The sequence below is a fragment of the Actinoplanes sp. TBRC 11911 genome (genome assembly GCF_012933445.1).
Lineage (GTDB): Bacteria > Actinomycetota > Actinomycetes > Mycobacteriales > Micromonosporaceae > Actinoplanes.
On the sequence record NZ_JABBNC010000040.1, the window covers coordinates 19768 to 42073 of the forward strand.

Annotated in this window: 18 protein-coding genes; 15 read left to right on the forward strand and 3 right to left on the reverse strand. The window is 68.1% G+C overall.

Annotation, left to right across the window (positions count from 1 at the left end; genetic code table 11):
• The first annotated feature begins 29 nt into the window (after positions 1-29).
• The 7 genes from HH310_RS36590 to HH310_RS36620 all read left to right on the forward strand — a co-directional run bounded on the left by HH310_RS36590 (position 30) and on the right by HH310_RS36620 (position 7507).
• Positions 30-875, forward strand: coding sequence for an ABC transporter ATP-binding protein (locus tag HH310_RS36590; RefSeq protein WP_396027565.1), 846 nt, complete (start codon positions 30-32; stop codon positions 873-875).
• The gene (locus HH310_RS36595) at positions 865-1575 is read left to right on the forward strand and encodes an ABC transporter ATP-binding protein (RefSeq protein WP_169180321.1); all 711 of its coding nucleotides are present in this window, start codon (positions 865-867) and stop codon (positions 1573-1575) included. Before HH310_RS36590 ends, HH310_RS36595 begins: the two co-directional genes overlap by 11 nt.
• Before the next feature lie 29 nt (positions 1576-1604).
• On the forward strand, positions 1605-2510 hold the full coding sequence (locus HH310_RS36600; RefSeq protein WP_169180322.1) for an ABC transporter substrate-binding protein: 906 nt from the start codon (positions 1605-1607) through the stop codon (positions 2508-2510).
• Between the two features lie 13 nt (positions 2511-2523).
• Entirely contained in the window at positions 2524-3525 is a 1002-nt protein-coding gene (locus tag HH310_RS36605; RefSeq protein WP_169180323.1) for an amino acid ABC transporter permease, read from the forward strand.
• Positions 3522-4283 carry an amino acid ABC transporter ATP-binding protein gene (locus HH310_RS36610; protein WP_282438632.1) on the forward strand — a complete coding sequence of 254 codons (762 nt, stop codon included), beginning with the start codon at positions 3522-3524 and terminating at the stop codon, positions 4281-4283. The genes HH310_RS36605 and HH310_RS36610 overlap by 4 nt, the downstream gene beginning before the upstream one ends.
• A gap of 53 nt (positions 4284-4336) precedes the next feature.
• Positions 4337-7039, forward strand: coding sequence for a DNA polymerase I (gene polA / locus HH310_RS36615; protein WP_169180324.1), 2703 nt, complete (start codon positions 4337-4339; stop codon positions 7037-7039).
• A 105-nt stretch (positions 7040-7144) separates the two neighbouring features.
• Entirely contained in the window at positions 7145-7507 is a 363-nt protein-coding gene (locus tag HH310_RS36620; RefSeq protein WP_248294783.1) for a helix-turn-helix transcriptional regulator, read from the forward strand.
• Between the two features lie 85 nt (positions 7508-7592).
• Here the strand turns inward: HH310_RS36620 and HH310_RS36625 are convergent, their stop codons facing one another.
• Complete coding sequence (locus HH310_RS36625; protein ID WP_312034564.1) at positions 7593-8408, reverse strand: class I SAM-dependent methyltransferase; 816 nt, start codon at positions 8406-8408, stop codon at positions 7593-7595.
• A 321-nt stretch (positions 8409-8729) separates the two neighbouring features.
• Here HH310_RS36625 and rpsA point away from each other — a divergent pair, with 321 nt between their 5' ends.
• From rpsA to HH310_RS36645, 4 genes are all read left to right on the forward strand, one after another.
• Positions 8730-10241: a 30S ribosomal protein S1 gene (gene rpsA, locus HH310_RS36630; RefSeq protein WP_169180327.1), complete on the forward strand. Its 1512-nt coding sequence runs from the start codon at positions 8730-8732 to the stop codon at positions 10239-10241.
• Positions 10242-10347: 106 nt separating this feature from the next.
• Positions 10348-11541: a dephospho-CoA kinase gene (gene coaE / locus HH310_RS36635; RefSeq protein WP_169180328.1), complete on the forward strand. Its 1194-nt coding sequence runs from the start codon at positions 10348-10350 to the stop codon at positions 11539-11541.
• Between the two features lie 743 nt (positions 11542-12284).
• Entirely contained in the window at positions 12285-14402 is a 2118-nt protein-coding gene (gene uvrB, locus HH310_RS36640) for an excinuclease ABC subunit UvrB (protein WP_169180329.1), read from the forward strand.
• Positions 14403-15597: 1195 nt separating this feature from the next.
• Positions 15598-16593 (forward strand): TerC family protein, encoded by a 996-nt coding sequence (locus HH310_RS36645; protein ID WP_169180330.1) that lies wholly within the window; start codon positions 15598-15600, stop codon positions 16591-16593.
• Between the two features lie 471 nt (positions 16594-17064).
• On the opposite strand, the gene typA is transcribed toward HH310_RS36645, so the two are convergent.
• Positions 17065-18930 (reverse strand): translational GTPase TypA, encoded by a 1866-nt coding sequence (typA, locus tag HH310_RS36650; protein ID WP_169180331.1) that lies wholly within the window; start codon positions 18928-18930, stop codon positions 17065-17067.
• Between the two features lie 182 nt (positions 18931-19112).
• On the opposite strand from typA, the gene HH310_RS36655 reads away from it, so the two are divergent.
• Both HH310_RS36655 and HH310_RS36660 read left to right on the forward strand, forming a co-directional pair.
• A complete protein-coding gene (locus HH310_RS36655) occupies positions 19113-19916 on the forward strand; it encodes a lytic transglycosylase domain-containing protein (RefSeq protein ID WP_169180332.1) in 804 nt (267 codons plus the stop codon).
• 151 nt (positions 19917-20067) lie between these two features.
• Positions 20068-20490, forward strand: coding sequence for an uL11 family ribosomal protein (locus tag HH310_RS36660; RefSeq protein ID WP_169180333.1), 423 nt, complete (start codon positions 20068-20070; stop codon positions 20488-20490).
• A 64-nt stretch (positions 20491-20554) separates the two neighbouring features.
• Here the strand turns inward: HH310_RS36660 and HH310_RS36665 are convergent, their stop codons facing one another.
• Complete coding sequence (locus HH310_RS36665; protein ID WP_312034565.1) at positions 20555-21085, reverse strand: ATP-dependent Clp protease proteolytic subunit; 531 nt, start codon at positions 21083-21085, stop codon at positions 20555-20557.
• A 198-nt stretch (positions 21086-21283) separates the two neighbouring features.
• Between HH310_RS36665 and HH310_RS36670 the strand changes: the two genes are divergently transcribed.
• Both HH310_RS36670 and HH310_RS36675 read left to right on the forward strand, forming a co-directional pair.
• Positions 21284-21886, forward strand: a complete 603-nt coding sequence (locus HH310_RS36670; RefSeq protein ID WP_169180335.1) for a cysteine hydrolase — start codon at positions 21284-21286, stop codon at positions 21884-21886.
• Between the two features lie 81 nt (positions 21887-21967).
• Positions 21968-22306: a VOC family protein gene (locus HH310_RS36675; protein ID WP_169180336.1), complete on the forward strand. Its 339-nt coding sequence runs from the start codon at positions 21968-21970 to the stop codon at positions 22304-22306.

A 22306-nucleotide genomic window follows, 5' to 3' on the forward strand; every position in this document is an offset into this window, starting at 1 on the left:
AGGAGCTCGATAACGAGAACGCGCGGCCGGTGGACCGGGCCGCGCCGACCGGCTCGCGTCAAGCCGAAGCCGCCGGTACGCCTTCGGCAGACGTACGGGATGGGGATGTTCTTCTCGAGGTTGATGACGTCACCCTGCGGTTCGGTGGTGTCGTGGCATTGGATCAGGTGAGTTTCGCCCTGCGTAAAGGCGAGATCTTCGGTCTGATCGGGCCGAACGGCGCGGGGAAGACGACGTGCTTCAACGCGATGACCGGGGTCTATCGGCCGACGTCCGGCGGGATCCGGTTCATGGGCCAGTCGATCGTCGGGAAGAAGAAGCACGAGATCACCCGGGGTGGTATCGCGCGGACCTTCCAGAACGTGCGGTTGTTCCCGGAGATGACGGCGCTGGAGAACGTCATGGTGGGCGCCGACGCGCACCACAAGACGAGCGTGATCAGCGCGCTGTTCCGGTTGCCGCGGTTCTGGCAGGAGGAACGCAGCGGCCGGGCCCGGTCGATGGAGCTGCTGCGTTTCGTCGGTATCGCGAATCGTGCCGGTGAGGTCAGCCGGAACCTGTCGTACGGCGAGCAGCGGCGTCTGGAGATCGCGCGGGCGCTGGCCACCAACCCGACCCTGCTCTGCCTGGACGAGCCCGCCGCGGGCTTCAACCCGGCCGAGAAGGAGGATCTGCTGGCGCTGATCCGCAAGATCCGCGACACCGGCGTCACGGTGCTGCTGATCGAGCACGACATGCGCCTGGTCATGGGCGTCACCGACCGGATCGTGGTGCTGGAGTTCGGCAAGAAGATCGCCGAGGGGACGCCCGCCGAGGTGCGGGACAACCCGAAGGTCATCGCGGCGTATCTGGGGGTTCCGGCCGATGCTGCTTGAGTTGGACAACATCACGTTGGCGTACGGGCGTATCCAGGCCCTGCACGGCATCAGCCTGACCGTCGGCGAGGGTGAGATCGTCGCGTTGATCGGCGCGAACGGTGCCGGCAAGTCGACGACCATGCGGGCCATCTCCGGATTGCGTCCGGTGGCGCAGGGCAAGATCCGGTTCGACGGCGCCGACATCACCAAGATGCGGGCCGATCTGCGGGTGGTCCGCGGCGTCTCCCAGTCACCGGAGGGCCGGGGCATCTTCCCCGGCATGACGGTCCGGGAGAACCTCGAGATGGGCGCGTACACGCGACGCAACCGCACCGAGATCGATCAGGACATGCAGCGGGTGTTCGACCTGTTCCCGCGTCTCAAGGAGCGCGAGAAACAGGCCGGTGGCACGCTGTCCGGCGGCGAGCAGCAGATGCTCGCGGTGGGCCGGGCCCTGATGAGCCGGCCGAAGCTGCTGTTGCTGGACGAGCCCTCGATGGGTCTGGCGCCCATGCTCATCCAGCAGATCTTCGACATCATCGTGGAGATCAACCAGCAGGGCACGACGGTGCTGCTTGTGGAGCAGAACGCTCAGCAGGCCCTGTCGCGCGCCCACCGGGCTTATGTTCTGGAGACCGGCCGGATCGTCAAAGAGGGCACCGGAAACGATCTCTTAACAGACCCTGCCGTGAAGGACGCCTACTTGGGCGTAGCCTGACTGATTTTGTAGATCAATTAGGAGTCATCATGTTCCGCACCACCCCTGGCCGGCGGGCGATCCTCGGCCTGGCCGCCGCGGTTGCGATGGCGTTATCGACGGCCGCGTGCGGTTCGGAGTCCGGTGACACGGGCTCCGGCTCCGGGCCCGCGCCCAGCGCCTCCGCCGACACGTCGTTGGCCGACAAGGTCCCGGCCGACATCAAGGCCGCGGGCAAGCTCGCCATCGGCACCGACTCGACGTACGCGCCGAACGAGTTCCTGGACGCCGACGGCAAGACGGTCGTGGGCTTCGACGTCGACCTGTTCGACGCGGTCGCGCAGAAGCTGGGCCTGACCACCGAGTGGCAGTCCGCGACGTTCGACAGCATCATCCCGGGCGTGACGACGAAGAAGTACAACGTCGGCGTCTCCTCGTTCACGATCAACGCGGATCGGCTCAAGGAGGTCAACATGGTCTCCTACTTCTCGGCCGGTACGCAGTGGGGTGCCAAGGCCGGCGCGACGATCAACCCGGACGACGCGTGCGGGAAGAAGATCGCCGTGCAGACCGCCACCGTGCAGGTCGACGACCTGAACGCGCGGTCGAAGAAGTGCACCGACGGCGGCAAGGCGAAGATCACGATCGACCAGTACCAGAAGCAGTCGGACGCGACCAACGCCGTGATCACCGGTAAGGATGAGGCCATGCTCGCCGACTCGCCCATCGTGGCGTACGCGGTGAAGCAGACCAACGGGCAGCTGGCCCTGGTCGGCGACATCTACGACTCGGCGCCGTACGGCTACGTGGTGGCCAAGGACCAGACCGACTTCGCCCAGCTGATCGCCCAGGCGGTGCAGTCGCTCATCGCCGACGGCACCTACAAGACGATCCTCGACAAGTGGGGTGTGACGGCGGGAGCGATCACCACGCCCGCGGTCAACCCGGCGGTGTGACGAGCTCAGCACCATGACGACGGAACAGCAAGAGACCGAGCGGGCACGGCCGGAACCGATCAAGGCCGTGCCCGTACGGCACCCGGGGCGTTGGGTGTTGATCGCGGTGCTCGCGATCCTCGCCGCCATGTTCATCCACCTGCTGGTCACCAACGACCGGTTCCGGTGGTCCTTCATCTTCCTGCACTACCAGGACGGCAAGCGCGGGGTGATGTTCACCGAGCCGGTCCTGGAGGGCCTGCGCGGCACCATCCTGCTGACCATCACGTCGATGGTCATCGGCATCGTGCTCGGCGTCATCATCGCGATCATGCGGTTGTCCCCCAACCGCATCCTGTCGTCAGTGGCGTGGATCTACACGTGGTTCTTCCGCGCCGTGCCGCGTCTGGTGCTCGCGGTCCTGTTCGGAAACCTGAACATCCTGTGGGACCGGATCGGGTTCGGTCTGCCGTTCGACCATCAGATCGGCAAACTGTTCGGGATCAACGACCTGAACGCGCAGTTCTACAGCATCAAGGCGAGCGACCTGCTGGCCGGTTTCGTGGCCGGCATGCTGGCGTTGGGGCTGTCCGAGGGCGCGTACATGGCGGAGATCGTCCGGGCCGGCATCCAGTCGATCGACCCCGGGCAGGCGGAGGCGGCGCACGCGCTGGGCATGTCCCGTCAGCTGGTGCTGCGCCGGGTCGTGCTGCCGCAGGCGATGCGCGTGATCGTGCCGCCGACCGGCAACGAGGTCATCGCGATGGTCAAGGACACCTCGCTGGTGGCGTTCGTACCGGTCACGTTCGAGCTGTTCTTCCAGCTCAACCAGATCTCCGCCCGTACGTTCGTGGTCCTTCCGGTGCTGGTCGCCGCGCTGATCTGGTATCTGATCATCTGCAGTGTGCTGATGGTCGGTCAGTTCTTTGTCGAGAGACACTTCAGTCGCGGGTACGGCTCCACCGGCCGGGCCCGTCAGCGCCTGCGTGACATCGAGGTCGAACAGGGCGGCCGGATCACAGGGGAGGCGTCATGACCGAGATGGTGCGGGCCGACAACGTGCACAAGGCGTTCGGCAGTCTCGAGGTGCTCAAGGGCATCGACTTGGTCGTCCAGCAGGGCGAGGTGTGCTGTGTGCTCGGCCCGTCCGGCTCCGGCAAGTCGACGTTCCTGCGCTGCATCAACCACCTGGAGAAGATCAACGCGGGCCGGATCCTGGTGGACGGCGACCTGATCGGCTACCAGGAACGCGGCGGCAAACTGCACGAACTGGGCGAGAAGGACGTCGCCCGGCAGCGTCAGTCGATCGGCATGGTGTTCCAGCGGTTCAACCTGTTCCCGCACATGACGGTTCTGCAGAACGTCATGGAGGCGCCCTGCCGGGTGAAAAGCGAGAACAAGTCGGTCGTACGCGACCGGGCCGTCTCCCTGCTCGACCAGGTGGGCCTGGGTGCGAAGAAAGAGAACTACCCGGGTCAGCTCTCCGGTGGTCAGCAGCAGCGTGTCGCGATCGCCCGGGCACTGGCGATGCGGCCCAAGCTGATGCTGTTCGACGAGCCGACCAGCGCGCTCGACCCGGAGCTCGTCGGCGAGGTCCTGGACACGATGAAGGACCTGGCCCGCGACGGCATGACCATGGTCGTGGTGACGCATGAGATCGGGTTCGCCCGCGAGGTGGGCGACAGCCTGATCTTCATGGACGGCGGGGTCGTGGTCGAGCAGGGGCCGCCGCGGGAGGTCATCGCGAATCCGCGCGAGACACGAACCAAGGCATTCCTGAGCAAAGTCCTCTAAACCAGGCGGGGCGGTCCGGAAACTTGTCAGACCCCACGACTAGAGTTCGCCAGGTGAGCGACGAAGCCCAGACCCCCCGTTTGCTATTGCTCGACGGCCACTCCCTGGCCTACCGGGCATACTTCGCGCTGCCGGTGGAGAACTTCAGCACCCAGACCGGCCAGGCGACGAACGCGGTGTTCGGCTTCACGTCGATGCTGATCAACATGCTGCGCGACGAGAAGCCGACCCACGTCGTGGTCTCGTTCGACCTGTCCCGCAAGAGCTTCCGCACCGAGCGCTATGCGGAATACAAGGCCGGCCGGTCGGAGACGCCGACGCCGTTCGTGGGCCAGGTGCCGTTGATCAAGGAAATTCTCACCGCGCTGCGCATCCCGGTCGTCGAGAAGGACAACTACGAGGCCGACGACGTGATCGCCACCCTCGCCACCCAGGCCCGCGACGCCGGCATGGAGGTGGTCATCTCGTCCGGCGACCGGGACGCGTTCCAGCTCGCCGGCGAGCACACCACGATCCTGTATCCGGTGCGCGGCGTCTCCGAGGTCTGGCGGATGACCCCGGACGCGATCGAGGCGAAGTATTTCGTGCGCCCCGAGCGATACCGCGACAAGGCCGCCTTGGTCGGCGAGACCAGCGACAACCTGACCGGCGTCCCCGGCGTGGGCGACAAGACCGCGGCCAAGTGGATCAACGAGTACGGCGGTCTCGACGGCGTCATCGCGAACGCCGACAAGATCAAGGGCAAGGCCGGTGAGAGCCTGCGCGCGCACCTGGCCGAGGTGATGCGCAACTACGACCTCAACGCCCTGGTCACCGACCTGGAGCTGCCGCTGGCCCCGCAGGACGTGCGCTGGCACGGCTGGGACCGCGAGGCCGTCCACCAGGTGTTCGACGCCCTCGAGTTCCGGGTGCTGCGCGAGCGGCTGTATTCCTACCTCGACGCCGTCGAGCCCGAGGCCGAGGCCGGCTTCGACCTGGCCGGCGAGATCCTCGGCGCGGGCCGGGTGGGCGCGTGGCTCGCGCGGCACGCCACCGAGGCACCCGTCGGGGTGGCGGTGACCGGCACGTTCGGGCGCGGCACCGGCACGCTCACCGGCATCGCGGTGGCCACCGGCGACGGACCCGCCGCCTGGTTCGACCCGGCCGCGCTCGACGAAAGCGACGAGCAGGCCGTCGCCGCGTGGCTGGCCGACCCCGACCGGCCCAAGATCGTGCATGACGCCAAGCCGGCGTCGCTGGCGATGCGCGCCCACGGCTGGACCCTGACCGGCGTGCGGGTCGACACCGCGCTCGCGGCCTACCTGGCCAAACCCGACCAGCGGGCGTACGACCTGACCGACCTGGCCCTGCGCTACCTCAAGCGCGAGCTGCGCGTCGAGGAACCCAAGGACGGGCAGCTCGACCTGCTCGACGGGCTCGAGGGGCACGGCGAGCAGGGCGTCGCGGAACAGAACGTGATGCTGCGCGCCCGCGCCACCCTCGACCTGGGCGACGTGCTCACCGAGGAGTTGTCGCGCGACGACGGCGCCTCGCAGCACCTGCTGATGGAGGTCGAGCAGCCGCTGTCCGGGGTGCTCGCCGAGATGGAACACCTCGGCATCGCCGCCGACACCGAATACCTGTCCGAGCTGGAGGCGCACTTCGCCGCCGAGGTCAAGGCCGCCCAGCAGGCCGCGCACGAGGTGGTCGGCCGCGAGTTCAACCTCGGCTCACCCAAGCAGTTGCAGGAGATCCTGTTCAACGAGCGGGGCCTGCCGAAGACCAAGCGGATCAAGTCCGGTTACACGACCGACGCCGACGCTTTGCAAAACCTGTTCCTGCAGACCGAGGACCCGCTGCTGCGCCACCTGCTGCGGCACCGCGACGTCGCCAAGCTGAAGTCCACAGTCGACGGTCTGCTCAAGTCCGTGTCCGACGACGGCCGCATCCACACCACGTTCAACCAGACCGTGGCCGCGACCGGCCGGCTGTCGTCGACCGACCCGAACCTGCAGAACATCCCGATCCGCACCGAGGAGGGCCGGCGCATCCGGCGCGCCTTCATCGTCGGCGAGGGCTTCGAGCAGCTGATGACCGCCGACTACAGCCAGATCGAGATGCGCATCATGGCGCACCTGTCCGGCGACGAGGCGCTGATCGCCGCGTTCAACTCGGCGTTCGACTTCCACGCGGCGACCGCGTCGTCGGTCTTCCACGTCCCGGTCGAGGAGGTCGTCCCCGACCAGCGCCGCAAGATCAAGGCGATGAACTACGGCCTGGCGTACGGGTTGAGCGCGTTCGGCCTGTCGAACCAGCTCACCATCGGCGTGGACGAGGCCCGCGCCCTGATGGAGGAGTATTTCGAACGCTTCGGCGGCGTCCGCGACTACTTGCAGGCCGTCGTGCGTCGCGCCGTGCAGGACGGTTACACCGCCACGATCCTCGGCCGCCGGCGCTACCTGCCCGACCTGTCCAGCGACAACCGGCAGCGGCGCGAGATGGCCGAGCGGATGGCCCTGAACGCGCCGATCCAGGGTTCGGCCGCCGACATCATCAAGGTCGCGATGCTCCGCGTCGATGCCGCGCTGAAAGAGTCCGGGCTGCGCTCGCGCATGCTGCTGCAGGTGCACGACGAGCTGGTGTTCGACGTGGCAGCGGGGGAGCGGGAGCCGCTGGAGGAACTGGTGCGGCGCGAGATGGGCGGCGCGCATCCGCTGTCGGTCCCGATGGAGGTGTCGGTCGGCCACGGCCGCGACTGGAACGGCGCCGACCACTAGGCACGCGACGGCGGGGCCGCGCGGCCCCGCCGTCGTCAGAATTCCGTAATTTGTAAGGCTGTCCCCGCGTGCAAATCATCGCCGCGTTCTGCAAAGCTGATGGCCATGCCGAGCCAATCGACGCCCACCGACGGGGCGGGCACGGGCACGCCGCTCACCGAGGAACCCCTGGAGGTCACCCGGGCAGACGCGCTCGCGCCGATGTTCAAGGCCCTCGGAGATCCGGTCCGCCTCCGGTTACTGTCCATGATCGCCTCCGCGCGCGGCGGCGAGGCCTGCGTCAACGAACTCACCGGCGAGTTCCACCTGAGCGGGCCGACCATCTCGCACCATCTCAAAGTGCTGCGCCAGGCCGGCCTGGTCGACAGCGACCGCCGCGGCACCTGGGTCTACTACCGGCTCATCCCGGCGGCGCTGGGCGTCATGTCCGCGCTGCTCGACGCGGGCACGTTCCTGTCCGGCGGCTGAGCACCCACCGATCGGCTGATCGCGCGGCGGGGGCCCGCCGTCAGCCGGCCGAGTGCCGGGGCTGCCCACCGGCGTACGGGAAGAATCAGGGCAGTTGGGTCACGAAGATGGCCGTGCCGGGGAAAAGACGACCGCGCAGCGGACTCCACTGACCCCAGATCTCCTCGTGACCCTCGGGCCACTCCGGCTCGATCAGGTCGTGCAGCACGAAACCCGCGGCCACCAGTTCCCGGACCCGGTCGCCGAGCGTGCGATGTTGCTCCAGATACGTCGGTGTGCCGTCCTCGTCGGTCTCGACGTACGGGCTGCGGTCGAAATACGAGTTCCGTGCGACCAGCCCGCTCTCGTCCGGCTCGTCCCAGAAGATCCATCGCATCGGGTGTGTGAGCGAGAACACCCAGCGGCCGCCGGGACGCAGAACCCGCGCCACCTCGCGCATCGCCGCAGCCGAGTCGGCCACGAAAGGTATCGCGCCGAACGCCGTGCAGACGATGTCGAATACGCTGTCCGCGAACGGCAGGGCCAGCGCGTCCGCTTGCACCAGCGGCACCCGTACGCCCGTACGCCGCTCGCCGGCCCGCGCATGCCGCAACATACCCGCCGAGAGATCGAGGGCGGTCACTTCCGCGCCCTGCTGGTGAAGCCACCGCGACCCCGCCGCGGCGCCCGCACCGAGCTCCAGAACCCGCTTCCCGCGTACGTCTCCGAGCAGTCCCGCATCCGCCTCGCGCACCCCCTCGGGACACCAGACGAAGTCGAGATCGCCCAGGAAGGAGCCGTGTTCGGCCTGGTACTCGTCGGCGTCGAGATCCCACCAGGCACGGCTGGCACGGCGGCTCTCCGCGTCGGTCACCGATCGATGGGGCGCTGCCGTCTGAGCAGGCGATGGGATGTCGATCACGCGAGCAACGGTACGACAGCACGCACGCGTGAACGGATTCGGCACATTCCGGGCATGCCGCACGCGTTCCGCCGAACATTGTGCAGCGGTCCTCAGGAGGGCTTGCAACCTGTGGTAATGCGCACGGTAAGCTAGTCGATGCGCTCGCGGATCGTGTGCCTCGGCAGGGAGCAGGCTCCGTGGTCGTCGGTCTCGGCATGATCGACTGCATCGATCCTGACTTACCCGTCAAGATCCTTACGCTCGTTCGTGCCGTGCCCGCCGGCAGTTCCGTGGGGCGCGAGAGACACCACAATCCATCCGTTCGGAGCAACTGTCCACATGACGAGCAGCATCGAGGCCACCTCGAGCGCCAACAAGGTCACCGTCGACGACCTCGGTTCCGAGGAGGCTTTCCTCGCAGCCATCGACGAGACCATCAAGTACTTCAACGACGGCGACATTGTCGAAGGCACCGTCGTCAAGGTCGATCGGGACGAGGTCCTGCTCGACATCGGCTACAAGACCGAGGGCGTGATCCCCTCGCGTGAGTTGTCGATCAAGCATGACGTGGACCCCGCGGAAGTGGTGTCGGTCGGTGACCACATCGAAGCCCTCGTCCTCACCAAGGAGGACAAGGAAGGCCGTCTGATCCTCTCGAAGAAGCGCGCTCAGTACGAGCGGGCCTGGGGAACCATCGAGAAGATCAAGGAGGACGACGGCGTCGTTCGCGGCTCGGTCATCGAGGTCGTCAAGGGTGGTCTCATCCTCGACATCGGTCTCCGGGGCTTCCTGCCCGCTTCGCTCGTCGAGATGCGCCGCGTGCGCGACCTGCAGCCGTACGTCGGCCGCGAGCTCGAGGCGAAGATCATCGAGCTGGACAAGAACCGCAACAACGTGGTCCTGTCCCGCCGTGCGTGGCTGGAGCAGACGCAGTCCGAGGTCCGCACCGAGTTCCTCAACAAGCTGCAGAAGGGCCAGGTCCGCAAGGGCGTCGTGTCCTCGATCGTCAACTTCGGCGCGTTCGTCGACCTGGGCGGCGTGGACGGCCTGGTGCACGTCTCCGAGCTTTCCTGGAAGCACATCGACCACCCCTCCGAGGTCGTCGAGGTCGGCCAGGAGGTCGAGGTCGAGGTGCTCGACGTCGATCTGGACCGCGAGCGTGTCTCGCTGTCGCTGAAGGCGACCCAGGAAGACCCGTGGCGCCAGTTCGCCCGCACCCACGCGATCAACCAGATCGTCCCGGGTAAGGTCACCAAGCTGGTTCCGTTCGGTGCGTTCGTCCGGGTGGACGACGGCATCGAGGGTCTGGTGCACATCTCCGAGCTGGCCGAGCGGCACGTCGAGCTGCCCGAGCAGGTCGTGCAGGTGGGCTCCGACGTCCTGGTCAAGGTCATCGACATCGACCTGGAGCGCCGCCGGATCTCGCTGTCGCTCAAGCAGGCCAACGAGGGCTTCGTCGAGGGCGAGGAGCACTTCGACCCGACCCTCTACGGCATGGCCGCGACGTACGACGCCGAGGGCAACTACATCTACCCCGAGGGCTTCGACCCGGAGACCGGGGAGTGGCTCGAGGGCTTCGAGAAGCAGCGCGAGACGTGGGAGAAGCAGTACGCCGACGCCCGCGAGCGCTGGGAGGCGCACACCAAGCAGGTGCAGGCGTCCCGCGACGCCGACGCCGAGGCCGCGCTCAACCCGGCTCCGGCCGGCGGCGTGACCACCTCCACCTCGGCTCCGGCCAGCTCGCAGTCGTCGTCGAGCGCCCCGGCTCGCGCCGAGGAGCCGGCCGGCACGCTGGCCACCGACGAGGCGCTCGCCGCCCTGCGCGAGAAGCTCGCCGGCGGCAAGAACTGACCCGGTAAGCAGCAGTAGTAGGCAAAGGCCGTCCCGGAGCTCCCTCCGGGGCGGCCTTCGTCGTCCCGCCGCTGACCGATGCGGCCGTCGCCGTCATAATGGGCGCGTGCTGAAGGTGGGACTGACCGGCGGGATCGGGGCGGGCAAAAGCGAGGTCGCGCGACGGCTGGCCCATCACGGTGCGGTGATCATCGATGCCGACGTGCTGTCCCGCGAGGTCGTGGCCCCCGGAACGCCCGGCCTGGACGAGATCGTCGAGGCGTTCGGCCCTGCGGTGCTCACCGCCGACGGCGCGCTCGACCGACCGGCCCTGGGCGCCAAGGTCTTCGGCGACGACGAGGCCCGGCGCCGCCTCGAAAAGATCGTCCACCCGCGGGTACGGGCCCGGACCGCCGAGCTGACCCGCACGGCGCCCCACGACGCGATCGTGGTCAACGACGTGCCGCTGCTGGTCGAGACGGGACTGGCACCGGCGTACCACCTGGTCATCGTGGTGGAAGCGGCACCCGACGCGCGCATCGCCCGGCTGGTCGCCACCCGCGGCATGACCGAGGCCCAGGCCGCCGCCCGGATTGCCGCCCAGGCCGACGACGCCGCCCGGCACGCCGCCGCCGACATGCTGCTGCCCAACGAAGGCGACCTCGACGACCTGCACGCCCAGGTCGACGCCCTGTTCCGCGACCGCCTGCGCCCGTTCGAGGCCAACGTCCGGCACGGCCTGTCCGCCCCCATCGACAGCCACCTGCGCATCGTCGGCCCCGACCCGTCCTGGCCCGCCGAGGCGTCCCGCCTGATCGCGCGCATCGAGCACGCGTTGCGCGCCCACCCGGACGCGCACGCCCACCACATCGGCTCCACGGCGGTCCCCGGCCTGCCCGCGAAGGACATCATCGACCTGATGCTGGGCGTCCGCACCCTGACCGCGGCCGACGCCCTGGCCGACCTCCTGGTCTCGGCCGGCTTCCCGCGCCGCCCCGGCGAGTGGGCCGACAACGCCCGCGGCATCCCCGGCGAGACGTGGCCGAAGCGCATGCACGGCAACGCCGACCCGGCCCGCCCGGTAAACCTGCACGTCCGCGTGATCGGCTCCCCGGGCTGGCGTTTCGCCCTGCTGATGCGCGACCACCTGCGCGCGGCCCCCGACGCGCGCGAGGGTTACGCCGCCGCGAAGGCCGCCCTGGTCGCCCGCCTGGGCGACGACCGCTTCGCCTACGCCGACGCGAAGGAGCCGTGGTTCGACGAGGAGGCCCGCGCGGCCGACGACTGGGCCGAGCAGACGGGCTGGCAGCCAGACCTTTAAACCGCCGCCCGGGTACGCCGAGGCCCAGCCCCCACCCGCACCACCCACCGACCCCGCCTTCGGCGGCTGCCGCCGCGACCAGCTGCACCCGCACGCCACTGCCGCGCCCGCCGGGCGCAGAGCCGGACCTCGCGCTCGCCAGTCGGGGGTGAAAAGCGTCCGCGCGGTTGTCGCACGTGTCCGTTCGGCACGCCGAAGCCCAGCCCCACCGGCACCCACCCGCCGACCCCGCCTCCGGCGGCTGCCGCGACGAGCTGCGCCCGGCCATCCTGCATCATCCGGTTGGCGGTTGGCGGTTGGCGGCTGCACCCACGTGCCATTGGCGCCGCGATGCACCGAGCCCCGCCTCACGCGCGCCCGGCCTTCGGCTGCGGCGCTGTCGCGCGCGCCATCTCGACGGCGGGCCGCGGCGTGACGGCGTACGGGAGCCTTGGGGTTGGGGGTCGCCGAGGCGTACCGGAAATAAGGGACGCTCGCGGCGGCTGCGTCAGCGCTCAGCGCGACCCAGCGTGGGTGCGGCCTCCAGATGGGCTGGGGCGCATCGACCACGGGCCGGACCGCTGGATCGTGTGGTGATCCGGGGCGGTGCCGGGTAGCCGCCGCGAGCGGCCTACCTGACCAGGTTAGGCGAGGCCCGCAACGTGGAACAATGCCGTTTACGGGGGCTGATTGTGCACCCTCCGCACGCCCCTCCGCGTCGGCGCGGGCAAAACTTGTCGTACCCCCGACGTACGGTTGTTCCCATGGCGCTCGACATCCCAGTGCTCGACGGCCGCTTCGAGGTCGTCAGCGAATTCCAGCCCGCCGGTGACCAGCCGGCGGCCATCGATGAGCTGGAGCGACGGGTCCGGGGCGGCGACCTTCACACGGTGCTGCTCGGCGCGACCGGCACCGGCAAGAGTGCCACCACCGCGTGGCTGATCGAGAGACTTCAGCGGCCGGCCCTGGTGCTGGCCCCCAACAAGACGCTGTGCGCGCAGCTCGCCAAGGAGCTCCGCGAGCTCCTGCCGAACAACGCGGTCGAATACTTCGTCAGCTACTACGACTATTACCAGCCTGAGGCGTATATCGCTCAGACCGACACATACATCGAGAAGGACTCCTCGGTCAACGAGGAGGTCGAACGGCTGCGACACTCCGCCACGATGTCCCTGCTCACCCGGCGTGACGTGGTCGTGGTCGCCACGGTGAGCGCGATCTACGGCCTGGGCACCCCCCAGGAGTATGTGGATCGTGCCGTCAAGGTCGAGGTCGGCGGCGAGATCGATCGCGACAAGCTGCTGCGCCGGCTGGTCGACATTCAGTATTCGCGTAACGACATGTCCTTCCAGCGAGGCACGTTCCGGGTCCGTGGCGACACCCTGGAGATCATTCCGGCGTACGAGGAATTGGCCGTCCGGATCGAGCTCTTCGGTGACGAGGTCGAAAAGCTGTACTACCTGCACCCGCTGACCGGCGAGGTGGTCCGCGAGGTCGACGAGCTGATCATCTTCCCGGCGACGCACTACGTGGCCGGCCCGGAGCGGATGGAGCGGGCGATCCGCGACATCGAGGCCGAACTGGCCGAGCGGCTGGCCGAGCTGGAGCGGCAGGGCAAGCTGCTCGAGGCGCAGCGGCTGCGGATGCGCACGACCTACGACGTCGAGATGATGCGCCAGGTCGGGTTCTGCAACGGCATCGAGAACTATTCGATGCACATGGACGGCCGCACGTACGGGGAGCCGTCGTTCACCCTGCTGGACTACTTCCCGGACGACTACCTCACCGTCATCGACGAGTCGCACGTGACGATTCCGCAGATCGGCGGCATGTATGAGGGCGACGCCTCCCGCAAGCGGGTGCTGATCGAGCACGGCTTCCGGCTGCCGAGCGCCGCCGACAACCGGCCGCTGCGCTTCGACGAGTTCACCGAGCGCGTCGGCCAGATGGTCTTCCTGTCGGCGACCCCGGGCCCGTGGGAGATGCAGCAGGCCCACGGCTCGTTCGTCGAGCAGGTGATCCGGCCGACCGGTCTGGTCGACCCGCAGGTCGTGGTGAAACCGACAAAGGGCCAGATCGACGACCTGATGCACGAGATCCAGTTGCGTACCGAGCGGGACGAGCGCGTCCTGGTCACCACGCTCACCAAGAAGATGGCCGAGGATCTCACCGACTATCTGCTGGAGAACGGCATCCGGGTGCGATATCTGCACTCCGAGGTGGACACGCTGCGCCGCGTCGAGCTGCTGAAGGAGCTGCGCAAGGGCGACTACGACGTGCTGGTCGGCATCAACCTGCTGCGCGAGGGTCTCGACCTGCCCGAGGTGTCGCTGGTCGCGATTCTCGACGCCGACAAGGAGGGCTTCCTGCGCAGCGGGCGCTCGCTGATCCAGACGATCGGCCGGGCCGCCCGTAATGTCTCCGGCGAGGTCCATATGTACGCGGACAAGATGACCCCGTCGATGCGTGACGCGATCGACGAGACCAACCGCCGCCGCGACAAGCAGATCGCCCACAACGAGGCCAACGGCATCACGCCGACGGCCCTCCGCAAGAAGATCCACGACATCCTGGACGACATCTACCGCGAGGCCGAGGACACCGACGCCGCGGTCGCCGGCCCGATGGTCGGCGGCGGCGGGCGGCAGATGTCCCGTGGCAAGGGCCCGGTCCCCGAGACCAGGTCGAAGGGCCGCGGCTCGGCCGGCCCGGCCCGCGCGGGCATGGCCCGTGCCGAACTGGCCCAGCTCATCCAGGACCTGAACGAGCAGATGCTGGCCGCGGCGCGCGAGCTGCAGTTCGAGCTGGCCGCCCGCATCCGCGACGAGATGTCCGAGCTGAAGAAGGAGCTGCGCGGCATGGACCTGGCCGGCGTGAAGTAGCCCCACCCGCGCCGGCCCCGCCGCCGCGGGTCGGCCGCACCGGGCACCGGCGCTCTGCCGCACCGGCGCTCTGCCGCGGGCCGGCGCTGGGCGGGTCGGCGCATACGTCTTGGCTTCGTGTGACGCCGGACCACGCGGGGTGGCGGCCCCGCTAGGTGGACTCGCCACTCCGCCTGGCGGCCTGACCCCGGCCGGTGGCCTGACCCCGGCCGGTGGCCTGACCCCGGCCGGTGGCCTGACCCGCCCGGTGGCCTGACCCTGGCCGGTGGCCTGACTCCGCCCGGCGGAACCGACGCCCCGTCCTCGGCCGTCACGGTCACCCCGCACCCAGGCCGCCGCGACGCCGACCCGCGCCAACGTGCCGGTCTGGCGCTGGCGCGGTGCGGACCTTGGCCGGCGCGGTGCCGTTCTGGCCGACACGGTGCAATCGTTTCGGGCGCGCGGCCGTCGTGCCAGGCCCGGGCTTGCAACATGCTTCTGGCCAGTGCCCGTCTCATCATTCGGACGCAAACGTCTACATCATGGGCGACCATCCGAATAGGACGATCGTTTTGCACGGACAAGCGGCTTTTGTGGCCGTCGTTCGGAGGCCGATTTCGAGACCTTGGAGAGTTGCGCCCACATACGAGCCATAACTCTCCAAGGTCTCGAAAATCCCGCTCGACGCCTGCCCAATGGCCGACTCAGCAAGCCAAGGCCCGACCGGCAGGGCCCGACCGGCAGGGCCCGACCAGCAAGCCATCAAACTAGCCTCCTAGGATGCACAGGTGCGGGAACCATTCACTCGCGCGAGCCTCCAACCAGCGGAAACCCCCAACCGATGGAGACGAATGAAAATCTCATAACTCCCAAAACATCCCCAACACCACAGGGCCTGCCGGGGCCCTCCGGGTAACATGTAATGAGCAACCAGGCGAGCAGCACATGACTCACCATTGACAACACATGGAGAGCCACTTCACGCTTTGCCGGGGTGCCCTGCCGCTGAGTCCCGGGATGGGACACAATGGCTAGCCGTAGGAGGGGAGTATTCCCTCGCGCAGGTCTCGTCAGCACGGAACGCCAACGGTTGGCGAACCCGGGGCCTGCGGTCACCCGCTCACGGGTGGCGGAAGAGACCTCCGACAGCCGCACGTCGCTGTGCCGCCTTCGTTGAGCGGACGCAGCGCCGAACCGTGTCTGCCGGAGGTCCTCGTTGAACGTTTCCGCTTGGGTGTGGATCGCCACCCTTCTCGCCCTGGGCGCCGTGCTCGCCGTCGATCTGCTGATCATCGGCCGGCGCCCGCACGAGCCTTCCATGAAGGAGTCGGGCGGATGGGTCGCGTTTTACATCGGTCTCGCCCTGCTGTTCGGGATCGGGCTCTGGACGGTCGCCGACGGACGTTCCGCGGTTGAGTTCTACACCGGCTGGCTCACCGAATACTCATTGAGCGTCGACAATCTGTTCGTCTTCATGATTATCATGGCCCGGTTCGCGGTGCCGCGGCGTCTGCAGCAGAAGGTCCTGCTCATCGGCATCGTGGCTGCCCTGGTCATGCGCGGCGCGTTCATCGCCGCCGGCGCCGCCCTCATCGCGCAGTTCTCCTGGGTGTTCTACCTGTTCGGCGCATTCCTGGTCTACACCGCGATCTCCCTCCTCCGGGAAGGCGAGAACGACGCGGACGACTTCAAGGAAAACATCCTGATCCGCTGGTCGAAGCGCGCGCTCCCGGTGAGTTCCTCATTCGGCGACGGAAAGATGACCGTCATCGCCGAAACGGGCAAGCGCCTTTTCACCCCGATGCTCATCGTGATGATCGCCATCGGCACCACCGACCTGCTGTTCGCGCTCGATTCAATTCCGGCGATCTTCGGCATCACCAAAGAGCCATACCTCGTCTTCACCGCGAACGTCTTCGCCCTGATGGGCCTGCGCCAGCTCTACTTCCTGCTGGGCGGCCTGCTGGAACGCATGGTCTACCTGAACATCGGCTTGTCCGCGGTCCTGGCATTCATCGGCGTCAAGCTTTTCCTTGAGGCCCTGCACACCAACAGCGTCCCGTTCATCAACAACGGCGACGGCGTCCACTGGGCCCCGGAAATCCCGATCTGGCTCTCCTTGCTGGTCATCATCGGCACCCTCGGCATCGCCACCGCCGCGAGCATCGCGAAATCCTCCAGAGACCGCAAAAAAGAGCTAGCCCACACCTAAAAACCATTCCCCGGTACGCCTCGACACCCACCCAACCGCACCACCACCACTCGCCTCCGGCGCTGCCGCCGCGACCTGACTCGCGGCGCCCGCTCCGTGCCGCGCGCCCCGGCCGGTTCAGGGGCCAGACTTAAACCGGGATTCCACACACCCGTGCCAGGCATGGGCAAGCACGACGCGCAGTGTGTGGGTAGCCCTGACGCTCGGGGCGGCGCAGATCCCCACACCCTGGGCGTGAGGCGCGGGGTGTGGGCAGCGGTAACGCTCGGGGTGGCGCAGGTCCCCACAGCCCGGGCGTGAGGCGCGGGGTGTGGGCAGCGGTAACGCTCGGGGCGGCGCAGGTCCCCACAGCCCGGGCGTGAGGCGCGGGGTGTGGGCAGCGGTAACGCTCGGGGCGGCGCAAGTCCCCACACCCTGGGCGTGAGGCGCGGGGTGTGGGGAGGCGCTTTGCGGGGCGGGCCCGGAGCGGGGTTACTGCGCGTGCTTGCGCCGGGCCGCCTGGCGGCCGCGGGTCTGCTGGTCGAGGATGACCTTGCGGATGCGGATCGCGACCGGGGTCACCTCGACGCACTCGTCCTCGCGGCAGAACTCCAGGGCCTGCTCCAGGGACAGCTTGCGCGGCGGGATCAGCTTCTCGGTCTCGTCGGAGGTCGACGCCCGCATGTTCGTGAGCTTCTTCTCCTTGGTGATGTTGACGTCCATGTCGTCGTTGCGGGAGTTCTCGCCGACGATCATGCCCTCGTACACCTCGGTGGTGGGCTCGACGAACAGCTGGCCGCGCTCCTGCAGGTTGGTCATGGCGAACGGGGTCACCACGCCGGCGCGGTCGGCCACCAGCGAACCGTTGTTGCGGGTGCGCAGCTCGCCGAACCACGGCTCGTAGTCCTCGAACAGGTGGTGCATGATGCCGGTGCCGCGGGTCTCGGTGAGGAACTCGGTGCGGAAGCCGATCAGGCCGCGGGCCGGGACGAGCCACTCCATGCGCAGCCAGCCGGTGCCGTGGTTGATCAGCTGCTCCATGCGGCCCTTGCGGGTGGACAGGAGCTGGGTGATCGCGCCCATGAACTCGTCCGGCGCGTCGATGGTGAGGCGCTCGACCGGCTCGTAGAGCTTGCCGTCGATGGTCTTGGTGACCACCTGGGGCTTGCCGACGGTCAGCTCGTACGACTCGCGGCGCATCTGCTCGACCAGGATGGCCAGCGCGAGCTCACCGCGGCCCTGGACCTCCCACGCGTCGGGGCGGTCCGTGTTGATCACCCGGAGGGAGACGTTGCCGATCAGTTCGCGGTCCAGGCGGTCCTTCACCATGCGGGCGGTGACCTTGCTGCCCTTGGCGCGGCCGACCAGCGGCGACGTGTTCGTGCCGAGGGTCATCGAGATGGCCGGCTCGTCGACGGTGATCAGGGGCAGCGGGACCGGGTTCTCGGCGTCGGCGAGGGTCTCGCCGATCATGATCTCGGGGATGCCCGCGACGGCCATGATGTCGCCGGGGCCGGCGCTTTCGGCGGGCTTGCGGTCGAGGCCCTCGGTCAGCAGCAGCTCGGAGATCCGGACCCGCTCGACCGTGCCGTCGGTGCGGCACCAGGCGACCGTCTGGCCCTTGCGGATCGTGCCCTCGTGCACGCGGCACAGGGCGAGCCGGCCCAGGAAGGGCGAGGCGTCCAGGTTGACGACGTGCGCCTGCAACGGCGCGTCCTCGTGGTACGTCGGCGCGGGGATGGTCTCGAGGATCGTGGTGAACAGGGACTCGAGGTTGTCGCTGTCCTGCGGGACGGTGCCGTCCGCGGGCTGGGTCAGCGACGCGATGCCGTCACGCGCACACGCGTACACGATGGGGAACTCGATCTGGGAGTCCTCGGCGTCGAGGTCGAAGAACAGGGCGTAGGTGTCGTCGACGACCTCCTTGATCCGGGCGTCCGGGCGGTCCACCTTGTTGATCACCAGGATGATCGGCAGGCGGGCCTGGAGGGCCTTGCGCAGCACGAAGCGGGTCTGTGGGAGCGGCCCCTCGGAGGCGTCGACCAGGAGAACCACCCCGTCGACCATGGTGAGGCCGCGCTCGACCTCACCGCCGAAGTCGGCGTGGCCGGGGGTGTCGATGATGTTGATGGTCACGGGTTTGCCGTCGACCGGCTGGTAGCTGATCGCCGTGTTCTTGGCGAGAATGGTGATGCCCTTTTCCCGCTCCAGGTCCATCGAGTCCATGGCACGGTCGGTCATCTCGCCGCGTGCGTGGGACTGTCCGCCCTGCCGCAGCATGGCGTCGACCAGGGTTGTCTTGCCATGGTCGACGTGAGCGATGATGGCGACGTTGCGGAGGTCGGTGCGGGTCTGCATACCTCTATTGTCCCCGGTCTTCGCGGGGCGCGGCGGGGGAGGGGTCGAAGGCCGGTGGATGCGCCGTTTGTCCGAATCCTCGGGGCACATTAGGGGATGCATGAGACGAATCTTGGGGCTGCGGAGGCGATTCCCGACCTGTTAGCGTGCGCCCGGTCCACGCGCACGGGGGAAGGAATTCGATGTCCAAAAAGCGGCATTTGGGATTAGTTGCGCTGGTGGTGCTCTTCGTTGCGGCGGGGTGCGGGGTGGTCGGCGGGAACGCGGCCGGGCAGGTGCAACCCAACTTCGTCGCCGCGTCGCCGACCGACACCGGCCCGGCGTTCGAGCCGATCACCGATCCGCCGACGACCGAGCCCGCGCCCAAGCCGTCCAGCAGCAAGCCCAAGCCGAAGCCGAGCAAGACGACGACGAAGCCGACGCCGACCGAGGACCCGAACAACTTCCAGCCGCCGGCCTGCGCACACTACGAGGGCAAGGCGGTCTCCAAGGCGAAGGCCAAGGCGGCCCTGAACGCCGCGGCGGCCCAGCACTACTGGCCGGGCTCGGCGCCCACGCTGGTCGTCTCCTCGGATCTGGTCCGGGCCATCTCGTGGAACGAGAGCGGCTGGCAGTCCAACATCGTGAACTGCGACGGCGGGTACGGGCTGATGCAGGTCATGCCGGACACGGTCGACATGATGAACACCCGGTTCGAGAAGACGTACGACTCGCACGTCTATCAGCAGAACGCGGAGATCGGGGCGAACTACCTGGCGTGGCTGACCCGCAACATCGGCGACAATCACTTCGGCGGGGATTACAGCCTGAGCACCTCGAAGTGCAAGTCGACCACGTCGTGGTGCCTGCTCAACGCCGTGATCGCCGCGTACCACGCCGGGGTGGGCACGATCGACTCGGCCGCGAGCAGCAAGAAGCTGCCAGCCACCGATTACGTGTACGTCGTACGGTCGCTGATGTCCTCGTGTTATTGCGACAGGTACTGACGCGCTACACTTGCGATACCCCGGGATGAGTGCGCGTGCTCGCGCTGTAGTAATCTCTCGGGGTTGTCTTGTGTTGATGATGCTGGCGAGCTGCACCGGACTTGCTAGGAAACCGGAAGCTTGTGCAGCTCACCCTAAGGAGCCCTACGCAATGCCGCCCAAGAAGAAGACCCATGAGGTAACCCTCGCGCTTGAGGCGGGTAACGCCGCGATGGTCGACCTCGGCAAGATGCTTGGTCCGACCGGGGCCAACATGCGTGCTGTCAAGGTCGAGTACGACGAGGCGACGTCGAAGAACCGCGGCGAGATCATTCCGGTCATCGTCTCGGTCTACGAGGACCGCAGCCACTCGCTGACCTACAAGACGCCGCCGACCAGCTTCCTGATCCGCAAGGCTCTGGGCATCCAGTCGGGCGCGTCCAACCCGCTGACCCAGACGGTGGGCACGCTCAGCCAGCAGCAGGTCAAGGAAATCGCCGAGCGCAAGCTTCCCGACCTCAACGCGAACGACTTGGACGCCGCGATCAAGGTCGTCTCCGGCACCGCCCGTTCCATGGGTGTCAAGGTCGCCTGACAAAAAGCGTCGAAAAGGCGGGCCCTCGAAAGAGGGCCCGCCTTTCGCATCAAAACCGGGAAGATCACGCCTTCCCGACGATCTCCTGAATCAGGCCGTACTCCAAGGCCTCCGGCGCGGTCAGGCTGCGCCCGTTGTGCATGTCGTCCTCGATCCGGCTGCGCGCCTGACCGGTGACCTCGACCAGCCGCAACGTGACCTCCTCGAGCTCGCGCAGATGCTGCCCGGCGGCCCGCGCCACCTCGTCGGCGGTGCCGGTCACCCCGGTCGCCCGCGGCTCGGTCAGCCGGAAGCGCGCGTGCCGGTACGCCGAGCGTTTCTCCGCCGCGGCCAGCACCCCGACCACGGCGCCGGCCGCCTGGGACGTGACCAGCGCGTGCACCGGCGAGATCATCGAGTCGAGCACGTCGAGCACGGCCAGCGCCGCGGTCAGCTCACCGCCGTCGCTGGCGATGTGCAGCTGCACCGGGGACGGGCCGGCCGCGTCCAGCGTGAGCAGGGCCGCCGCGACGCCGGACGCCGCGTCGCCGGTGAGCGGGCCGCGGATCATGACGATCCGCTGGTCGAACAGGCGTTCCTCGAGCCAGTCGGGCACTCCGGGTGCAACAGGCGCGGCCGGTTGCCGCCAGGGTTCGGGGGATTGCGGGGGCTGCCCCCATCGAAGGTGCACCGATACCTCCCAGCCGGAACGGCGAGCCGGAAAAAGCCAGCCTATCCACAGCGTCGCGCATCGACAGTCGCTTCCGCTCTGGGCAGACTGGGCTACGGGTGACGAGAGCCACAGGAGGCAGAGATGGAACTGGACCCGGCCAAGACCGCGCTTGTCCTGATCGAATACCAGAACGAGTTCACCAGCGACGGCGGCGTCCTGCACGGCGCGGTGGCCCCGGTGATGGAGAAGACCGGGATGCTGGCCAAGACGGCGGCACTGGTCGCGGCGGCCCGGGAGAAGGGCGTGACGATCATGCACGCGCCGATCACGTTCCAGGCCGGCTTCGGCGAGCTGTCGCGTCATCCGTACGGGATCCTCAAAGGGGTGGTCGACGGCAACGCGTTCGTGAAGGGCACCTGGGGTGCGGCGATCGTGGACGAGCTGACCCCCGCCGCCGGCGACATCGTGATCGAGGGTAAGCGCGGGCTGGACACGTTCGCCAGCACGAACCTCGACTTCATCCTGCGTAGCAAGGGCATCGAGACGGTCATTCTGGGTGGCTTCCTGACGAACTGCTGCGTCGAGTCGACGATGCGCAGCGCGTACGAGAACGGCTATCGGGTGATCACGGTGACCGACTGCATGGCGGCGACCTCGCCGGAGGAGCACGACAACGCCATCGCGTACGACTTCCCGATGTTCTCGCACCCGATGGAGTCCGCGAAGGTGATGGAGAACCTGTAGGTCAGGAATCAAGAAGCGCCGGCCCTCGGTTCGCCCGTAGCGTCGTTCCCGTACCCGCAAGGAACGACGGAGGGAATGATCATGACCGGAACCGAGGGCGCCAAAACCATCCTGTTCGCCGTCTCCGACCTGGCCAAGGCCAAGGAGACGTACACGGCCCTGCTCGGCATCGCACCGCAGACGGATTCCGACTACTACGTCGGCTTCGACGTCGCGGGCCAGCACATCGGGCTGGCGCCCGGCGGCGGGCCGTCCCCGGTGGCGTACTGGCACGTCGAGGACATCGAGACAAAGCTCGCCGAGCTGACCGCCGCGGGTGGCACCGTGAAGGATGCCCCGAAGCACGTGGGCGCCGGCCGCACCATCGCGACCGTGACCGACCGGGACGGTAACGTGCTGGGACTTGTCCAGGATCGATGA